This window comes from Streptomyces barkulensis (assembly GCF_002843305.1).
Lineage (GTDB): Bacteria > Actinomycetota > Actinomycetes > Streptomycetales > Streptomycetaceae > Streptomyces > Streptomyces barkulensis.
In genome coordinates this window covers 72319-88008 of sequence record NZ_PGSG01000091.1, presented here as the reverse complement: position 1 = coordinate 88008, position 15690 = coordinate 72319, and the positions used below count along the sequence as shown (strand labels likewise).

General features: G+C 73.0%; 12 protein-coding genes. 5 read left to right on the top strand and 7 right to left on the bottom strand.

Annotated elements, in window-relative coordinates; genetic code table 11:
• Positions 1–123: 123 nt before the first annotated feature.
• Positions 124–666: an FHA domain-containing protein gene (locus CUT83_RS18975; protein WP_101257053.1), complete on the top strand. Its 543-nt coding sequence runs from the start codon at positions 124–126 to the stop codon at positions 664–666.
• Between the two features lie 56 nt (positions 667–722).
• On the opposite strand, the gene CUT83_RS18970 is transcribed toward CUT83_RS18975, so the two are convergent.
• From CUT83_RS18970 to glgX, 3 genes are all read right to left on the bottom strand, one after another.
• A complete protein-coding gene (locus tag CUT83_RS18970; RefSeq protein ID WP_240957526.1) occupies positions 723–1865 on the bottom strand; it encodes a lytic polysaccharide monooxygenase in 1143 nt (380 codons plus the stop codon).
• A 180-nt stretch (positions 1866–2045) separates the two neighbouring features.
• Positions 2046–4493 carry a malto-oligosyltrehalose synthase gene (treY, locus tag CUT83_RS18965; protein WP_101257051.1) on the bottom strand — a complete coding sequence of 816 codons (2448 nt, stop codon included), beginning with the start codon at positions 4491–4493 and terminating at the stop codon, positions 2046–2048.
• Between the two features lie 166 nt (positions 4494–4659).
• Positions 4660–6774: a glycogen debranching protein GlgX gene (gene glgX / locus CUT83_RS18960; protein WP_101257050.1), complete on the bottom strand. Its 2115-nt coding sequence runs from the start codon at positions 6772–6774 to the stop codon at positions 4660–4662.
• Between the two features lie 217 nt (positions 6775–6991).
• Here glgX and CUT83_RS18955 point away from each other — a divergent pair, with 217 nt between their 5' ends.
• Entirely contained in the window at positions 6992–8290 is a 1299-nt protein-coding gene (locus CUT83_RS18955) for a DUF5919 domain-containing protein (protein WP_101257049.1), read from the top strand.
• 93 nt (positions 8291–8383) lie between these two features.
• Positions 8384–8932: a DUF1697 domain-containing protein gene (locus CUT83_RS18950; RefSeq protein ID WP_101257048.1), complete on the top strand. Its 549-nt coding sequence runs from the start codon at positions 8384–8386 to the stop codon at positions 8930–8932.
• A gap of 18 nt (positions 8933–8950) precedes the next feature.
• On the opposite strand, the gene CUT83_RS18945 is transcribed toward CUT83_RS18950, so the two are convergent.
• Positions 8951–10687 (bottom strand): C1 family peptidase, encoded by a 1737-nt coding sequence (locus CUT83_RS18945; protein ID WP_158239034.1) that lies wholly within the window; start codon positions 10685–10687, stop codon positions 8951–8953.
• A gap of 38 nt (positions 10688–10725) precedes the next feature.
• Positions 10726–11094: a protease inhibitor I42 family protein gene (locus CUT83_RS31620; RefSeq protein ID WP_101257046.1), complete on the bottom strand. Its 369-nt coding sequence runs from the start codon at positions 11092–11094 to the stop codon at positions 10726–10728.
• A 224-nt stretch (positions 11095–11318) separates the two neighbouring features.
• Here CUT83_RS31620 and CUT83_RS18935 point away from each other — a divergent pair, with 224 nt between their 5' ends.
• Positions 11319–11984 carry a GPR1/FUN34/YaaH family transporter gene (locus CUT83_RS18935; RefSeq protein ID WP_101257045.1) on the top strand — a complete coding sequence of 222 codons (666 nt, stop codon included), beginning with the start codon at positions 11319–11321 and terminating at the stop codon, positions 11982–11984.
• Positions 11985–12018: 34 nt separating this feature from the next.
• Here the strand turns inward: CUT83_RS18935 and CUT83_RS18930 are convergent, their stop codons facing one another.
• Positions 12019–13833 (bottom strand): hypothetical protein, encoded by a 1815-nt coding sequence (locus CUT83_RS18930; RefSeq protein ID WP_158239032.1) that lies wholly within the window; start codon positions 13831–13833, stop codon positions 12019–12021.
• Positions 13834–14084: 251 nt separating this feature from the next.
• Here CUT83_RS18930 and CUT83_RS18925 point away from each other — a divergent pair, with 251 nt between their 5' ends.
• The gene (locus CUT83_RS18925; protein ID WP_101257043.1) at positions 14085–14822 is read left to right on the top strand and encodes an RICIN domain-containing protein; all 738 of its coding nucleotides are present in this window, start codon (positions 14085–14087) and stop codon (positions 14820–14822) included.
• Between the two features lie 84 nt (positions 14823–14906).
• Here the strand turns inward: CUT83_RS18925 and CUT83_RS18920 are convergent, their stop codons facing one another.
• Complete coding sequence (locus CUT83_RS18920) at positions 14907–15659, bottom strand: sirohydrochlorin chelatase (protein ID WP_101257088.1); 753 nt, start codon at positions 15657–15659, stop codon at positions 14907–14909.
• Positions 15660–15690 lie beyond the last annotated feature (31 nt).

The following is a 15690-nucleotide window of genomic DNA, read 5'->3' as shown; positions in this document are numbered from 1 at the left end:
GGGTTTCGGCGCCCTTCCCCCGTGAAGGTCGACCTCGGCCGGCTCTGAGCCGCCCGGGCCCTCCCGCGGCTTCGCCCGGAGCGGGCTGGACAGCTCTGGTGCGGGTCCGGAGAATGACGGGTCATGGCATCTGTGGAGTCCCGGGCGGTCCCGCCGCGTCCGTCGGAGGAGGACCGGGAACGCGCCCTGGAGGTGCTGCGCGAGAGCGCGGCCGAGGGACGGGTGTCGCACGGGACGTTCGAGCACCGGATGGATCTGATCCTCACCGCCCGCCGCTTCGACGAGATCGAGGCGGCGGTGCACGACCTGCGCCCCCGGCCGCCGGAGCCGGCGCTCATCAGGTTCGTCGGCGCGGTCTCGGCGCTGCCGGGGCGGCTGCGGCGGGCCTGGCGGACGGCCCGGCTGCCGGAGCTGATGCTGCCCGCGCCCGGCCCGTATCCGATGAGCATCGGCCGTGCGCCCGGTTCGGTGCTGCGGCTGAGCGACGAGACGGTGTCCCGGACGCACGCCCAGCTGCACAGCTCGGCGCGGGGTTGGACGCTGCGCGATCTGGGTTCGTCCAACGGCACCTGGGTCAACGGCCGCCGGGTGACCGGATCGGTGAGCGTGCGTCCGGGGGACCATGTGCGGTTCGGGCAGGTCAGCTTCCGCCTCGGCAGCCGCTGACCCGCCCTCACCTCTTCAGTTCTTCAGTCGGTGCCCGCGCGGGGCGGGCGCCGCGATCAGTGCGGCATGCAGTGCGGTGCGGACGGGTCGCCCGCTCCGCCGTTGACCACGTAGCCGAAGGTCGCCGACTGCCCCGGTGCCAGAGTCGAGCCCTGCTGGCTCTGGGCGTAGACGTTGGAGCCGTCGTAGGTGGGCGAGGCGTTCCACAGGCTGTCCACCCGCTGGCCGGAGGCCAGTTCGAAGTGGACGGTCCAGCCGTTCAGGGCGGTGTCGCCGCGGTTGGTGACGGTCACCTCGCCCTGGTGGCCGCTGCCCCAGTCGTTGACCTTGCGGATGGCGGCGGTGCAGGAGGCCGTGCCCGGGTCGGTGGGCTCCTCACCGGGGTCGGTCGGGTCCTCGCCCGGGTCGGTGGGCTCCTCACCGGGGTCGGTCGGGTCCTCGCCGCCGTCCGAGCCGGGGAAGACCACCTCGCCGTTGCCGCCGTCGAAGGCGACGTCGGAGCAGCTGTAGAAGGTCTCGTTGCTGTCCGAGCGCGACCAGACCATGTAGATGATGTGGCGGCCGCTCTTGTTCGCGGGCAGGGCGCTGGTCCAGGTGTACTTGCCGTCGATGGTGCCGACCGAGCCGGACAGCTGCGGGTCGGTCACCGAGGCGAAGGGCTGGTCCTCCAGGTCGTCCCAGCCCAGCGGCTGGTTCGGGTCGTAGCCGTCCTTGGTGACGTAGAGGTGGAAGGTGCCCGGGTGGGCGGCCCACGCGTTGTAGGCGAACCGCATCTGGGCGCCGGAGGTCAGCCGGGTGTACGGCCAGTCGGAGCGGGCCTGGTTGAAGGCGGTGAAGTCGTACGGGCCGCCGGTGCCGCCGCTGCACAGCTCGCCGTCGGGGATGAAGCCCTCGGTTCGTCCGGCGCCGTCGGAGCGGAGCACGGCGAACCAGTTGTAGAACGGGGTGGACCCGCCCTGGGCCAGGGCGTCCGCGCAGGCGGGGTTGTCCGGCTGGAGCGCGCCGGAGGAGGTTTGGGCGTTCTCCCAGCACAGGTATGTGCGGCTGCCCGGGTTCATGGGCGCGCCGTGCGCCTGGGCCTTGCCCGCGGGGAGGAAGAACACCAGGCACAGGGCCGGCAGTGCGGCCAGCAGCGTCAGCAGGACGCCTCTGCGGGGGCGGCTCGTTCTTGGTGTGACCATGCCATTCATGGCGGGCATGCCGTCTAAGCGTGTCGTCATCGTGCCGGAGGTCCCTTCAAGCACGTGTGGGGGTGGGACTATGATGGATGGGAGCGCTCCCATCTCCAGGTGAAGGTAGCGCGAGGGCCGGTGCGTGTAAATGCTCCGTTCACAACGCGACGGAAATTCCCTACCGGGAGGGCGGCCTCCCGGTACTCCTCAGCCGCGCACCAGCAGCGCCACCGGCCGCCCGTCCAGCAGTTCCGCCAGCCCCGTGCTCCCCTCCGCCTCCCGGCCGCCCAGCAGATCCCGCCACCGCCCCGGCGGCAGCTCCAGGGAGGTCTCCCGCCAGCCGCCCGCCTCCGCCAGCCGCAGTGAGAGCCGGGTCACGACGCAGACCACCGCACCCGAACGCGCGTACGCCACGCAGTGCCCGGCCGCGGGCCCCGCGGCCCGCAGCGGCTCGTACGAGGCCTTCGCGCCGAACCACTCCGGGTGCTCCCGCCGCAGCCGCAGCGCCGCCCCGGTCAGGGCCCGCTTCTCCTCGGACAGGGACTCCGGCAGCCAGGCCGCGGCCTCCCGGCGGGCCTCCGCGGTCTCCTCCGGCGCGTCCGGGGTGAAGGGCGGGAAGTCCGGCAGCCGCCGGTTGTCGGGATCGACCAGCGCGGCGTACACCCGCTCGGTGCCCATGTAGAGGTCCGGCACGCCCGGCATGGTCAGATGCAGCAGCGCCGCGCCGAGCACGTTGGCCCGCACCGCGCCGGCCAGCCCCCGCGCGAACTCCGCCACCGTGTACAGCTGCGGCCCGCCCGGCCCCGCCACCGCGAAGCGCTCGACGGCCTCCTCGTACTCCGCGTCCCGCTCCGTCCACGTGGTGCGCAGCCCGGCCTCCCGCACCGCCTTCAGCAGCGCGGGCACCAGCCGCTCCTGGTAGGGGAAGCCCATGCCGTACGCCGTCTGCCACGCCACCCACGCCACATGGCGGTCCGGGGCCTCCACCCCGGAGGCGCGCAGCGTCTCCCGCGTCACCCGCTCCAGCAGCTCCCCCCACCGCTGCGGGCACTCCGTCAGCACCGCGAGCGCCGCCCGTACGTCCGCGCTGCGCTTGGTGTCGTGCGTGGACAGCACGGTGCCGGTGGCCGGCCAGTCGCGCTGGAGCCGGGCGCAGTACGTGTGGAACTCCTCCGGCGCCACCTGCGGGCTGCCCGGATCCCCGCCCACCTCGGCGGCCGACAGCAGCGGCGCGTAGCGGTAGAAGGCGGTGTCCTCCTCCGACTTGGCCCGCAGCGCCGCGCAGACCTGCGCGAACCGCGCGCAGAAGTCCCGCTGGGCCTCGCCGTCGCCCAACTGGCCCAGCGTCAGGTCACGCACCACGTCCACCGCGGCGGCCTCCTGCGGCACCGCGAACGCGGCCCGCGCGCCCTCGGCCGCCTCCTCCAGCATCGCCCGGTCCTCCGCGCCCACCGGTCCGCCCGCGGTGACGTACGGCCGGTACACCGGCACCCGTGCCAGCACCTCCTCGATCGCGGTGCGCAGCGCCCAGGGCGCGTGGTCGCGCAGCGCCAGGCCGGGCGCGGCCTCGCACACGGCGGCGGCGGTGCGGGTCAGCCGCCCGACCTCGGCGGCCAGGTCGTGGGCGACCACCTCCCGGGCGGCCCGCCGCACGGTCGGCCCCCACTCGCCGCCCAGGTCCGGCGCGGTGCCGGTGAAGCCGCGGTAGAGGGCGGACAGCTCCGCCAGCCCGTCCGGGTCGACGAAGAGGCCGTCGACACGGTGCAGCGCGTCGTACCCGGTCGTCCCGGCCACCGGCCAGGACACCGGCAGCCGCTCGCGGGGGCCGAGGATCTTCTCCACCACCGTCCAGGCCCGGCCGCTCTCCTCCTCCAGCCGCAGCAGATACGCGCCCGGATCGGCCAGCCCGTCCGGGTGGTCGACCCGCAGACCGTGGACCACGCCCTCGCGCAGCAGCCGCAGCACGCACGCGTGGGTGGCGGCGAAGACCTCCGGGTCCTCCACACGCACCCCGATCAGGTCGGCGATGGTGAAGAAGCGCCGGTAGTTCAGCTCGGTGCGGGCCAGCCGCCACCAGGCCAGCCGGTAGTGCTGGGCGTCCAGCAGCTCGGGCAGCGGCAGGTGCTCGGTGCCCTCGCGCAGCGGGAAGCGGTGGTCGTGGTAGGCCAGGACGCCGCCCTTGACCGTCAGCGCCCCCAGCTCCTCGGCCGGCCGCCCGCCCAGCACCGGCAGCAGCAGGCGGCCGCCGCCCGCCTCCCAGTCGATGTCGAACCAGCGCGCGTACGGGGAGGCCGGCCCCTCGCGCAGCACCTCCCACAGCGCCTCGTTGAGCCGTTCGGGGACGGGGACGCCCATGTGGTTGGGGACGATGTCCACCACGATGCCCATGCCGTGCTCCCGCGCGGCGCGCGACAGCGACCGCAGCCCCTCCTCGCCGCCCAGCTCCTCGCGGACCCGGGCGTGCCCGGTCACGTCGTAGCCGTGGGCGGAGCCGGGGGCGGCCTCCAGCACCGGGGACAGGTGCAGGTGCGAGACCCCCAGCGAGGCCAGGTAGGGCACGGCCTTCTCGGCGGCGGAGAACGGGAAGCCGGGCTGGAGCTGGAGCCGGTAGGTGGCGGTCGGCACGGCGGGCACGGCGGGGGACTGAGGGGACATGTGGTGCATGTTCCCTGCGGGTGCACGCCGAACCCGCCGCCTGTCGGGCGACATCCCCGTCCGGGGAGGGCGCGCGGGGAGGGCGCGCGGGGCCGGCCGTACGGGCTGCCGGGCCGGTCGGCGCGGCCGGGCCGGTCGGCTGCCTGGCCGAGGCGTGCGGGGCCGGTCAGGCGGGACGCTGGAGCACCGTCAGACTGCGGTCCACCAGGGTGATCCGGGAGCCCGCCCGCACCGTGGGGCCGGTGCCCGGCGGCACCCCGTCCTCCCGCGAGGTGTCCACCACGACCTGCCACTCCCGCCCGTGGTCCACCGGCACGGTGAACCGGCGCGGGGTCGGCTGCGCGTTGAACATCAGCAGGAAGGAGTCGTCGGTGATCCGCTCGCCGCGCTCGCCGGGCTCGGAGATCGCGTTGCCGTTGAGGAACACCGTCAGTGCCCTGGCCTGGGCCTCCTGCCAGTCCCGATGGGTCATCTCCTCGCCCTCGGGGGTGAACCAGGCGATGTCGGAGAGCTCGTCGTGGGTGCCCTCCACCGGCCGCCCGTGGAAGAAGCGCCGCCGCCGGAAGGCCGGGTGGTCGCGGCGCATCCCCACCATGGCCTGCACGAACCCGCACAGCGCATGCTTCTCGCCCGGCTTGGGCCAGTGCACCCAGGACAGCTCGCCGTCCTGGCAGTAGGCGTTGTTGTTGCCCTTCTGGGTGCGGGCGAACTCGTCGCCGTGGGAGAGCATCGGCACCCCCTGGGAGAGCAGCAGGGTGGCGATGAAGTTGCGCATCTGCCGCCCGCGCAGCGCCAGGACGTCCTCGTCGTCCGTGGCCCCCTCCACCCCGCAGTTCCACGAGCGGTTGTGGCTCTCGCCGTCCCGGTTGCCCTCGCCGTTGGCCTCGTTGTGCTTGTCGTTGTACGCCACCAGGTCGTGCAGGGTGAAGCCGTCGTGGCAGGTGACGAAGTTGATCGAGGCCAGCGGGCGGCGCCCGTCGTCCTGGTACAGGTCGGAGGAGCCGGTCAGGCGGGAGGCGAACTCGGCCAGGGTGCGCGGCTCGCCCCGCCACAGGTCCCGCACGGTGTCGCGGTAGCGGCCGTTCCACTCCGTCCACAGCGGCGGGAAGTTCCCCACCTGGTAGCCGCCCTCGCCCACGTCCCACGGTTCGGCGATCAGCTTCACCTGGCTGACCACCGGGTCCTGCTGCACCAGGTCGAAGAACGACGACAGCCGGTCCACCTCGTGGAACTGGCGGGCCAGGGTGGCCGCCAGGTCGAAGCGGAAGCCGTCCACGTGCATCTCGGTGACCCAGTAGCGCAGCGAGTCCATGATCAGCTGCAGTACGTGCGGGGAGCGCATCAGCAGCGAGTTTCCGGTGCCGGTGGTGTCCATGTAGTACCGGGGGTCGTCGGTGAGCCGGTAGTACGAGGCGTTGTCCAGGCCCCGGAAGGACAGGGTCGGCCCCAGGTGGTTGCCCTCGGCGGTGTGGTTGTAGACCACGTCGAGGATCACCTCGATGCCGGCCTGGTGCAGCGCCTTGACCGCCTGCTTGAACTCCAGCACCTGCTGGCCCCGGTCGCCCCAGGAGGCGTAGGCGTTGTGCGGGGCGAAGAAGCCGATGGTGTTGTAACCCCAGTAGTTCGCCAGCCCGGCGTCGGCCAGCCGGTGGTCGGTGACGAACTGGTGGACCGGCATCAGCTCCAGCGCGGTCACCCCCAGCTTCACCAGATGCTCGACGATCGCCGGATGGCCCAGCGCCGCGTAGGTGCCGCGCAGGTCCTCGGGCAGCTCCGGATGGAGCATCGTCAGGCCCTTGACGTGGGCCTCGTAGATGACCGTCTGGTGGTAGTCGGTGCGCGGGGGCCGGTCGTCGCCCCAGTCGAAGTAGGGGTTGACCACCACCGACGCCATGGTGTGCGGGGCGGAGTCGAGGTCGTTGCGCCGTTCGGGTTGGCCGAAGTGGTAGCCGTAGACCGCCTCGTCCCAGTCGATGGCGCCGCTCATCGCCCTGGCGTAGGGGTCCAGCAGCAGTTTGGCGCTGTTGCAGCGCTTTCCCTTCTCCGGCTCGTACGGCCCGTGTACACGGAAGCCGTAGCGCTGGCCGGGCATGACGCCCGGCAGGTAGGCGTGCCGCACGAACGCGTCGGACTCGCGCAGCTCGATCGCCGTCTCCGACCCGTCGTCGTGCAGCAGGCACAGTTCGATGCGCTCCGCCGCCTCCGAGAACACGGCGAAGTTCGTCCCGGCCCCGTCGTACGTGGCGCCGAGGGGATAAGCCCGTCCAGGCCAGACCTGCATGTCGACTCTTCCTGTCGCGGTCTCTACCCGTTACCCGTTTTCGCTGCATCCTTGCGCAGGACTGGTGCGGGAGACGGCCACCGGATGGGCACAGCATCCATCTTCCCCCGGATGAGCGTACGGAGAAAGGAACTTGGTGGCGGGATACTGCTGCGTCCCCTCCCGGGAGGGCAGTAGGCTCCTTGATCGAACAGCAGGTCCGGAAGGCGGTGCGCAGGTGGGCTCGGGAGGGCTTGAGCTTCCCTCGGGGAACGGGGGCGGCGAGAGCGGTGCCGCCGGGGCGCCCGGAGCGGTGCCGCCCGGCACGGTCTCCCTGGCCCGGCCGATGGAGATCGGCGCCGATCTGGCCTGGGGCGCCGAGGAGTGGGCCGAGGTGCGGCTGCGCGCCCAGCGGGCGGGACGGGCCTACATCTGGCTCAATCTCGTCGAGCAGCGGCTGCGCGCCGTGGTCGCGGCGGTGCTGCGGCCGATCTACGAGCCGGTGCACGGCGAGGACTGGGTCGTGGCGGCGGCCGGCCCGACCGGGCAGGAGTGGGTCCAGCGGGCCGCGGCCGTACGCGAGGTCAGCCGCCGCAAGGGATATCTGCTCGACCCGGCCGACGACACCCTGCTGTCCTTCCTGACCCTGCCGCAGCTGCGCGAGCTGGTGGTGCAGCACTGGCCCTGCTTCGAACCCTACTTCGACGGGCGGCGGGAGCTGGAGCTGGCCCTGGACGAGCTGGAGGTCGCCCGCAGCGCGGTGGCGCGCAACCGTGCGCTGTCCCCGGCCGTCCTCGCCCAGGCCGAGCGGATCTCGGCCCGGCTGCTGGACCTGCTGGGCGCCGGCCGCGACATCCCCTCCGCCCACCGGCTGCCGGTGGACGCGGTGGAGGAGCTGGTCGGCGACCGCTTCGCCGACGTCGTCGGCGTCCACCCGGACCGGGTGCGCCTGCAGCGCCAGATCCCGGCCGAGGACCTGTTCGGCGGAGCGCGCCGGCTGGACGCCATCGGCATCGGACTGAACCTGCTGGTCCAGAACTACTCCGGACGCCGTCTGGTGCGGCTGGCCGAGTCCGGCTGCCGGGTGCGGCTGCTCTTCCTCAACCCGGCCAGCAGCGCGGTGCGCCGCCGGGAGCGGGAGCTGGGACTGAAGAAGGGCGAGCTGAGCCGTTCGGTGGAGATGAACATCCTCCACATGCGGCGGGTGCGCTCCCGGCTGCGGGACGCCGGCGCCTTCCAGATCCACGTCTTCGACGAGACCCCGCGCTTCACCGCCTACCTCGTCGACGGCGACGGGCCGGACGGCATCGCGGTGGTCCAGTCCTACCTGCGCCGCATCCGGGGGATGGAGGCCCCGGTCTTCGTGCTGCGCGGCGGCGGCCGGGACATCGTCCAGGGCGGAACCGTCCAGGGGGGAGCCGTCCAGGGGGGAGCCGTCCAGGGCGGCCCGCGGGGGGAGGCCGCCGAGAGCGGACTGTTCCAGCTCTACCGCGAGGAGATGGAGTCGGTGTGGGCCGACTCCCGGCCGGTGTCCTGACCCGGCCCGGCCCGGCCCGGCCGGAGGCCCGCCTTGCCCAGCACCGCCGCGCTCCGGCCGGTGCTGTCACCCCCCGCCGCTAGGCTGCCGGACATGACGGGACAGCCGGAGAGGTACGCGGCGCTGCTGCGCGGGATCAACGTCGGCGGGAACAAGAAGGTGCCCATGGCCGGGCTGCGCGAGGTGATGGCGGAGCTCGGCTGGCAGGACGTGCGCACCTACGTCAACAGCGGGAACGCCGTCTTCGGCGCGGGCCGGCGGGACACCGGCGAGCTGGCGGCCGAGCTGGAGGCGGCGATCGCCGCCCGCTTCGGCTTCACCGTCTCCTGCCTGGTCCGCACCTCCGGCGAACTGCGCGCGGCGGTCGACGCCTGCCCGTACCCGGCCGCCGACATCGACCCGGCCAAGCTGCTGGTCCTCTTCCTCGGCCGCGCGCCGGACCGCGGGCGCCTGGCGGCGGTGGACGCGGCGGCGTACGCGCCCGACGAGTTCCGGGTGGGGGAGCGCGAGCTGTACTGCTGGTTCCCGGACGGCATGGGGCGCAGCAAGCTGCCCGGCGCGCTGGAGACGGCCTGCCGCGGTACGACCGTCACCGGCCGCAACTGGCGCACGGTCACCAGACTGCTGGAGATGGTGTCCTGAGGCCCTCCGCAGCCCGCTTCACAGCGGGTAACTGCCATAAACGACCGGGGCCGGACCGTCCGTCATGCCGATCCCGGGGATCTGCCGGTCATGGGACCAGCCGGTTCCGTCGCTCTGTGTGTGCCACAGCTCTCCGTTATCGGCATACCCCTGGTGAAAGCAGTGCAACAGGTCGTCATGGACGGCAAGGCTCGGACTGGCTGACATGCCGACACCGGCCACCTTCTTCTTCCCGGACCACGTACCGGAGACGCCGTCGTACCGCGTGTGCCACAGTTCCCCGTTGTCGGACGGACCTTGGTGCGTGCAGTGCAGTGCTCCGTGGTAGACGGCAAGGGCGGGACTGCTGGACATGCACCCAACGTCCACCTTCTTGTCCCAGTACCAGGTTTTCCCGTCGAAGATCTTGTGCCAGAGTTCGGCGTTGTTTCCGTACCCCTGATGCAGGCAGTGCAGTTTCCCGTCGTGGACGGCGAGAGCGGGACTCTCGGACATGCCGTAACCCGACACCTCCGTGTCCGTGGACCACCCGTCGCCGTCGAAGACGGTGTGCCGGAGTCGACCGCTGTTTCCGCTTCCCTGGTGCAGGCAGTGCAGTTTCCCGTCGTGGACGGCGAGAGCGGGACTGCCGGACACCCTGATCTCGGGCACCTTCGTGTCCCTGGACCAGGCGCCGCCCTCGAACACGGTGTGCCACAGTTCTCCGCTCAGCCCGTATCCCTGGTGCAGGCAGTGCAGTTTCCCGCCGTAGAAGGCCAGAGCGGGAGTGCACGACATTCCGACGCCGGGGACCTGCGCATCACGGCACTGATAGCCGTCCTCGAAGAGGGTGTACCAGAGCTCGCCCCTTTTTCCATGACCCTGGTGCGCAATGATCATCCAGTGCGGGAGGTAGATCCTGTCGAGCCGGTCGATCCCCCACATGCAGGCGTCGATACCGCACTGCCCGTATGCAATCCAGAAGTACCCGCCTTCCCCCCAGCCGCTTCCCCAGCTGTTCTTGCAGAGCCAGGCCTTCTTGTCGTCGTCGTACCCCACCACGCATACGCAGTGACCGGAACCCGCCTCCCCCCATGAATGGCTGTAGACACCGCCGGCGTAGAAGTAGAAATCCCAGTAAACCGTGAAACTGGTGACCAGCGGCCCTCGGTAGTCCAGCCATTCCTTCATCCAGTCGATGTGCGTGAGGACGCTGTAGTCGGATATCCGTGTGGCGTGCTCCCTGAAGTAGACCGGTTGATCACAATCGCGGTTCTCGTCGACGTATGGGTACTCGCAGCAAGGGACGGCACCCGGGTCGGTTGCGTATCGGAGAGCGGCTTTCACGGACATCCCGTGCGTACAGTCCCCTGCCCCTCCGCAGCGGAAGAGCTGCGCCTCGGAGATGTCCAGCGGTATTTCCGATGGAGTGCCGTGCCGAATGCGAGCCATGGCGCTGATGGTCGCTGACGTACCGAAGGCCGTGCATGCGCCGCAATTTCCCTGGTCCTTGACGGCGGACACATAACTGTGCCCGTTCCTGTCCCGCCAGTCGACGGTTTTCGAGACGCCCAGGTCGGCTGCGGAGCGTGCGGTGCCGAGATTTTCCCGGCCGCGTATCTCCCGTTCTTCCAGGCTCGGCTCGCCGGGCCCCGGAAGGTAGCCCGTCCTTCTGCGCCGTTCCTCGTGAGTGAGCCTGGAAACCGATGTCTCACGCGCGGTCCACCGGGCCCCCGAGCGCCGGATCGCCTCCTGAACCCTGCCCAGATCGCTCACAGCGCATCCCCTTCCCACCACGAAGTGCCGCTCGGGCTTCAGGGAGGCGGTCTGACGTCGAACTCGACCTTGTCGATCCCGGAAGCACATCCCTCCCAGGGGCGCCTGAGCACGGCTTCTGCGCGCGAATTGAGCGGTCGCAGCAGCCGCAGGCGGAAGAACCTCACACCGCCGCCACCGACCTGCGATTCCGGATACTGGTCGTAACCACTGGACACGACCTCCAGTGCTCCGCTGAGACTCAGGCTCCAGACGTAACCCGTCGCCGGTATCTCCTCCAGGAGGAGCAGGAGAGATTCCCCCGGTGCGCAGTGGACGACAGAACCCGCGTCTCCCCGTGTCACCGGCTTTCCCGCATCCCGGAACCGGAGCCGCGTTTCGTCTTGTCGTCCGCCCCGGTCCGTCATGCTTCTTCCAGATCATCGGTCGGCTTCTCTCAGTGGAACACCTCCTCCGAGGCTCCGCAAACGCGCTGTCCTGCGAGCGCCAGGGGCGGATCGGCCGGGTGGGCGACGGCGTGTCGGGCCGGTTGCGGACCGGCGCCTCCGGTGCACCCGGCCGGGCGGTGTGGCCGCCGCCGCTCCGGGGCACCCGTCCCCGGTCGTGGAGCACACCGACCGGAGGTACGCCGATGGAGGGCACGGAGGAGACAGGGGCCGGGAAGACGGGAGAGGGGCCGACGGGGACGGAGCGGCGCACCCGGATCGTCCTGCGGCCCACCGCCACCCCGCTGCCCCTGGGCTTCCTCGCCCTGGGCTTCGCCACCTTCCTCTTCGCCGCGCTCCAGCTCGACTGGCTCCGGCCCCACGAGGGACGCCTGGTGGCCCTGGCCGTACTGCTGCTGACGGTGCCGCTGCAACTGCTGGCTTCGGTGCTCGGCTTCCTGTGCCGGGACCCCGGAGCGGGTACGGCGATGGGGCTGCTGGCGGGTACCTGGGCCGTCGCCGCGGGCACCACCGCCCTCACCCCGCCCGGCTCGCACAGCGACGCGCTGGGCCTGGCGCTGCTGGCCTCCGCCGTCGCCCTGCTGGTGGCCGCCGCGGCCGACGGCGGAAAACTCGTGGCGGCGGCGGTGGTCACCCTCTCGGCCGTCCGCTTCGCCGTCACCGGGACAGCCGAGCTCACCGCGTCCCCCGCCTGGGAGAGCGCCGCCGGGGTCACCGGTCTCGTCCTGGCCGCGCTGGCCTGCTACGCCGCGCTCGCCTTCCTGCTGGAGAACGCCCTGGGACGCGCCGTGCTGCCGGTGCTGCGCGGAAAGCCGGCCGGCGACGAGCCGGGGGTGCGCCCCCGGCTGTGAGGCCGCGGGCGGTGCGGGGCGGCGGTCACGGCGGTCACGGCGGGAACGGCCTCTCCCACATGTCGGCCAGCGCGGTCAGTCCCCGGTCGAGACGGCGGAAGTAGGTGGCACGGCTCAGATGCAGCCGTGCCGCGACGTGCCGGTGGGTGGGGCCCCGCTCGAGGTAGTACGCCCGCAGAATCGCGCCCGCCTCGGCGTCGGCGGGGTCGTCGCTCACGGCGAGGATCCGCACGGCGTCGCACAGCCGGCGGCGCAGGGCGGTCGCGGTCGCCGCCTCGGGGTGGGCCAGCAGCGGGCTCCGGGCCAGGGCGCGGGTGTCGTGCAACTGACCCAGGGCCTGTCCGATCCACTGCCGCACCGTCGCGGTACCGGCCCGCGCCGGCGGGTCCTCCCGCGTGATGCTCCGCAGCCACCGGGGCAGGGCCTCCGGACGCATGTCGTTGCTGTAGACCTCGGGACGGCGCCCGCACCGGTAGACGTCGTCCCGGACGCTTCCGTGCCGCCGGAACCCCAGGCTTCCCAGCAGCGACTGGTACTCGGGCGTCGCCGTCGAGACCACCAGCGGGCCGTCGAGCACGGCCTGTCTCAGGACGTGCCGCAGAAGGTGCGCGTGCGTGGCCCGGTCCGGGCAGAACGCCGCGCCCAGGAACAGCCCGCCGGCCCGTCCCGCGTCGACGAGCGCGTCGGCGTGCTGCTGGAGCAGCGGCTCGACGCCGTCCGCGCCGCATCCGCTCATGGGGAGCAGGCTCGCCAGCCCGACGACCCGGCCGTCGCCGTCCCGGGCGATGTGGAACGCCTCGGTCTGCCAGTGCTCCGTCAGGCGCTCGGCGCGGCGGAGGTCGAAGCCGCCCCGCGCGGCCCACCGCCGCAGCAGCCGGCCGATGGGCGCGGCGTCCGAGGGGCCGGCCCGCTCCACGGCGGCCGGCGGCCGGTCGGAGGGGAACAGCGATCCGCGCAGGACCGGGTCGCCGGTCAGGAACAGGGCCTGCTCCACCAGGTCCGCGCGCTCCTCCGGTTCACGGGCCCCGGCCAGCAGCCCGACGCGGTAGCCGGAGGCGCGGGTGCGGGCGGTGCCGTGCGCGTCCGGGGAACGCCACCGGTAGGCCAGCTCCAGCAGCTGCCGGTACGGCTCCTCGACGCTCAGCCCGAGCGCGCCCCGGCGCACGACGCTGAGGCCGGCCAGCACGTCGAACACCTCCGGTCCCGCCGACAGCAGCCGTTCGTCGCCGGCCCCCACCGTGGCCAGCAGCCGCAGGGCGTGCTGCCAGCGGCGCCCCGGCGCCTCCCGGGCCAGGCGCCCCATCAGCTCGCCGGCGACCCGGTCGGCCACCGCTCCCGGAGCCGAGGCCGGCGCCCCCGCCAGCACCGCCCGGCACACCGCCTCGGCGACGAACGGCACACCGCAGGCGAGCCGCACGGCCAGCTTCCGCGCCCCGGGATCCGCGCACCAGGTCTCGGCCAGCTTCACGACGGCGGTGTCCGGCAGCGGCGGCACCGGTACGCGCGCGATGTCCCGGCCGCCCCACGCCGGGTCCACCGCCACCGGCCCGCGGCTGACGACGACGAGGCGGCACCCCGCGGCGGGGACGGCGTCCAGAGCGGCACCGAGGGCCTCCAGCCGCCGCCGTCCGTCCACCCCGTCCACGACGAGGAGCCGCCCGCCGGCGCCGGCCAGTGCGCCGGGCAGTCCCCCCGGCGGCATCCCGGCCCCGTCGTCCAGGTCGACGAGCCGCGCGTCCGCCAGCCCCGCGACGAGCCTGCTCTTCCCCACACCCGGAGGTCCGGTCACATTGACGAACCGGTGCTCCGCGACCGCCGCCCCCAGCCGGGCCGCCACGCACTCCCCCATGCCCCCTCGCTCCCGCTCTCGGTGACCGGCCGACCCTATCGAGTGACGGCGGCGGCCACCAGATCACCGGATGCGACCGGAACGTGCCCGCGTGGACACACAGCGCGTTTGAGACTCCCCTGAGACTCCGCGGCGCTGTCGCCGCGGGAGGGGGCGCGCCTACCGTCGGCGCACGGGGGATCGCCCGCCGTGTCCGGCGGGTTCCCGTGCGACCCGACCAACCCGTACTCGTCAACGTGAGGGGAACCACTGTGAAGTCGGTCAGAAAGCTCGCCGCGGTGTTCGCGGCGCTGCTCACCTCGACCCTGATGCTGGCCGGGACGGCGACCGCCGCCCCGGCGGCGCCCGACCGGGCCGCCACCACGGCGACGGCCGCGGCGCCCACCGCCCCGAAGTACTTCACCGGTTCCGGGGGCGGCCCCTACAACATCGCGGTCCAGAACGCACGGCTCACCGCCTACGGCGCCGCGGCCCAGGAGGGCTACCCGGCGGCCAACTGCCGCGTCGTGCGGGGACCGATCGGATACCAGGTCAACGAGACCTACTGGCAGATCTTCATCGAGATCTACTGCCTGCCTCCGGTCCCCTCCGACGCGGGCCCGATCGTCGGCGTGCACTCCGGCAAGTGCGTCGACGTCAAGGGCGCCAACACCGCGGACGGCACCCCGATCCAGCTCTACACCTGCAACGGCGGCGTCGCCCAGGCCTGGAAGATCCACTCCGACGGAACGATCCGGGCCCTGGGCAAGTGCATGGACGTGCAGTACGCCAAGACCGAGAACGGCTCCCACATCGGGCTCAACTCCTGCCACGGCGCGGGCAACCAGCGGTGGGAGAAGCTGCCGGGAGGGCTGCTGCGCAACGTCCACTCCGGCAAGTGCCTCGACGCCCTCGGCTGGCAGACCGGCAACGGCGCCCGGCTGGGCATCTGGACCTGCGCCTCGCACCACACCAACCAGCAGTGGAAGGGCGCGGGCATGAACGGCTGATCCGCGCCGCCGCAGGCGGAGCGCCCGGCCGGCACCCCGGCCGGGCGCTCCGCGCGTCCGGCCCGCCGGGTGCGCGGGGCCGGATCACGCGCTGACCGGCACCCCGCCCTCCACCGGCCACCGCACCAGCGTCTCGTCGTAGCGGCACGCCATCAGACGGGCCAGCTCCGGGGCGTCGCCCAGCACCGGCGCCAGCAGGTCCGCGCCCGCCTCGCGGGCGCCGGCGGCGATGCGGTCCGGGAGGAAGCCGGGCGCGAGGACGTACGGGGCGACGGCCACCCGCCGCACCCCCCGGGCGCGCAGCTCCCGCACCGCGTCGGCGGTGCGGGGAAGGGATGCGGAGGCGAACGCGGGCCGCACGGCACACCAACCGGAGATGTGCCGCCACTCCCGCGCGATATCTGCGATCACCGCGATCGCCTCCGGGTCGGAGGAGCCCGCCGAGGCCAGGACGACCCCGGTCGAGCGTTCGTCGCCGGGCCGCAGCCCGGCCTCGTGCAGCCGCCGCTCCAGGGCGGCCGTCAGCAGCCGGTCCGGGCCCAGGACGTCGGCCTGGCGCACCGCCAGCCGCGGCAGCCGCGCCACCGTCTCGCCGAGGACCGCGGGGATGTCGGCCTTGGCGTGGAAGGCGCGGGTGAGCAGCAGCGGCAGCGCCACCACCCGCCGCACCCCGTCGGCGTGCAGACGGGTCAGCACCTGGGGGACGGAGGGGGCGTTGAAGTCCAGATGGCCCACCTCGACCCGCAGCTTCGGGCGCAGCCCGCGCAGCCGGGCGCACAGCGCGGCCACCGTCGCCGCGTGGCGCGGGTCGCGGCTGCCGTGCGCGACGACCAGCAGGGCGGGACGGTCGCCGCGGGTGTCGCGGGTG

Coding starts and splice junctions, on each gene's coding strand:
- CUT83_RS18935 (WP_101257045.1), top strand. CDS start 11,319: ATGGAGGGCACGGAGGAGACAGGGGCCGGGAAGACGGGAGAGGGGCCG.
- CUT83_RS31620 (WP_101257046.1), bottom strand. CDS start 11,094: ATGACGGACCGGGGCGGACGACAAGACGAAACGCGGCTCCGGTTCCGG.
- CUT83_RS18975 (WP_101257053.1), top strand. CDS start 124: ATGGCATCTGTGGAGTCCCGGGCGGTCCCGCCGCGTCCGTCGGAGGAG.
- CUT83_RS18930 (WP_158239032.1), bottom strand. CDS start 13,833: ATGGGGGAGTGCGTGGCGGCCCGGCTGGGGGCGGCGGTCGCGGAGCAC.
- CUT83_RS18970 (WP_240957526.1), bottom strand. CDS start 1,865: ATGCCCGCCATGAATGGCATGGTCACACCAAGAACGAGCCGCCCCCGC.
- treY (WP_101257051.1), bottom strand. CDS start 4,493: ATGTCCCCTCAGTCCCCCGCCGTGCCCGCCGTGCCGACCGCCACCTAC.
- glgX (WP_101257050.1), bottom strand. CDS start 6,774: ATGCAGGTCTGGCCTGGACGGGCTTATCCCCTCGGCGCCACGTACGAC.
- CUT83_RS18950 (WP_101257048.1), top strand. CDS start 8,384: ATGACGGGACAGCCGGAGAGGTACGCGGCGCTGCTGCGCGGGATCAAC.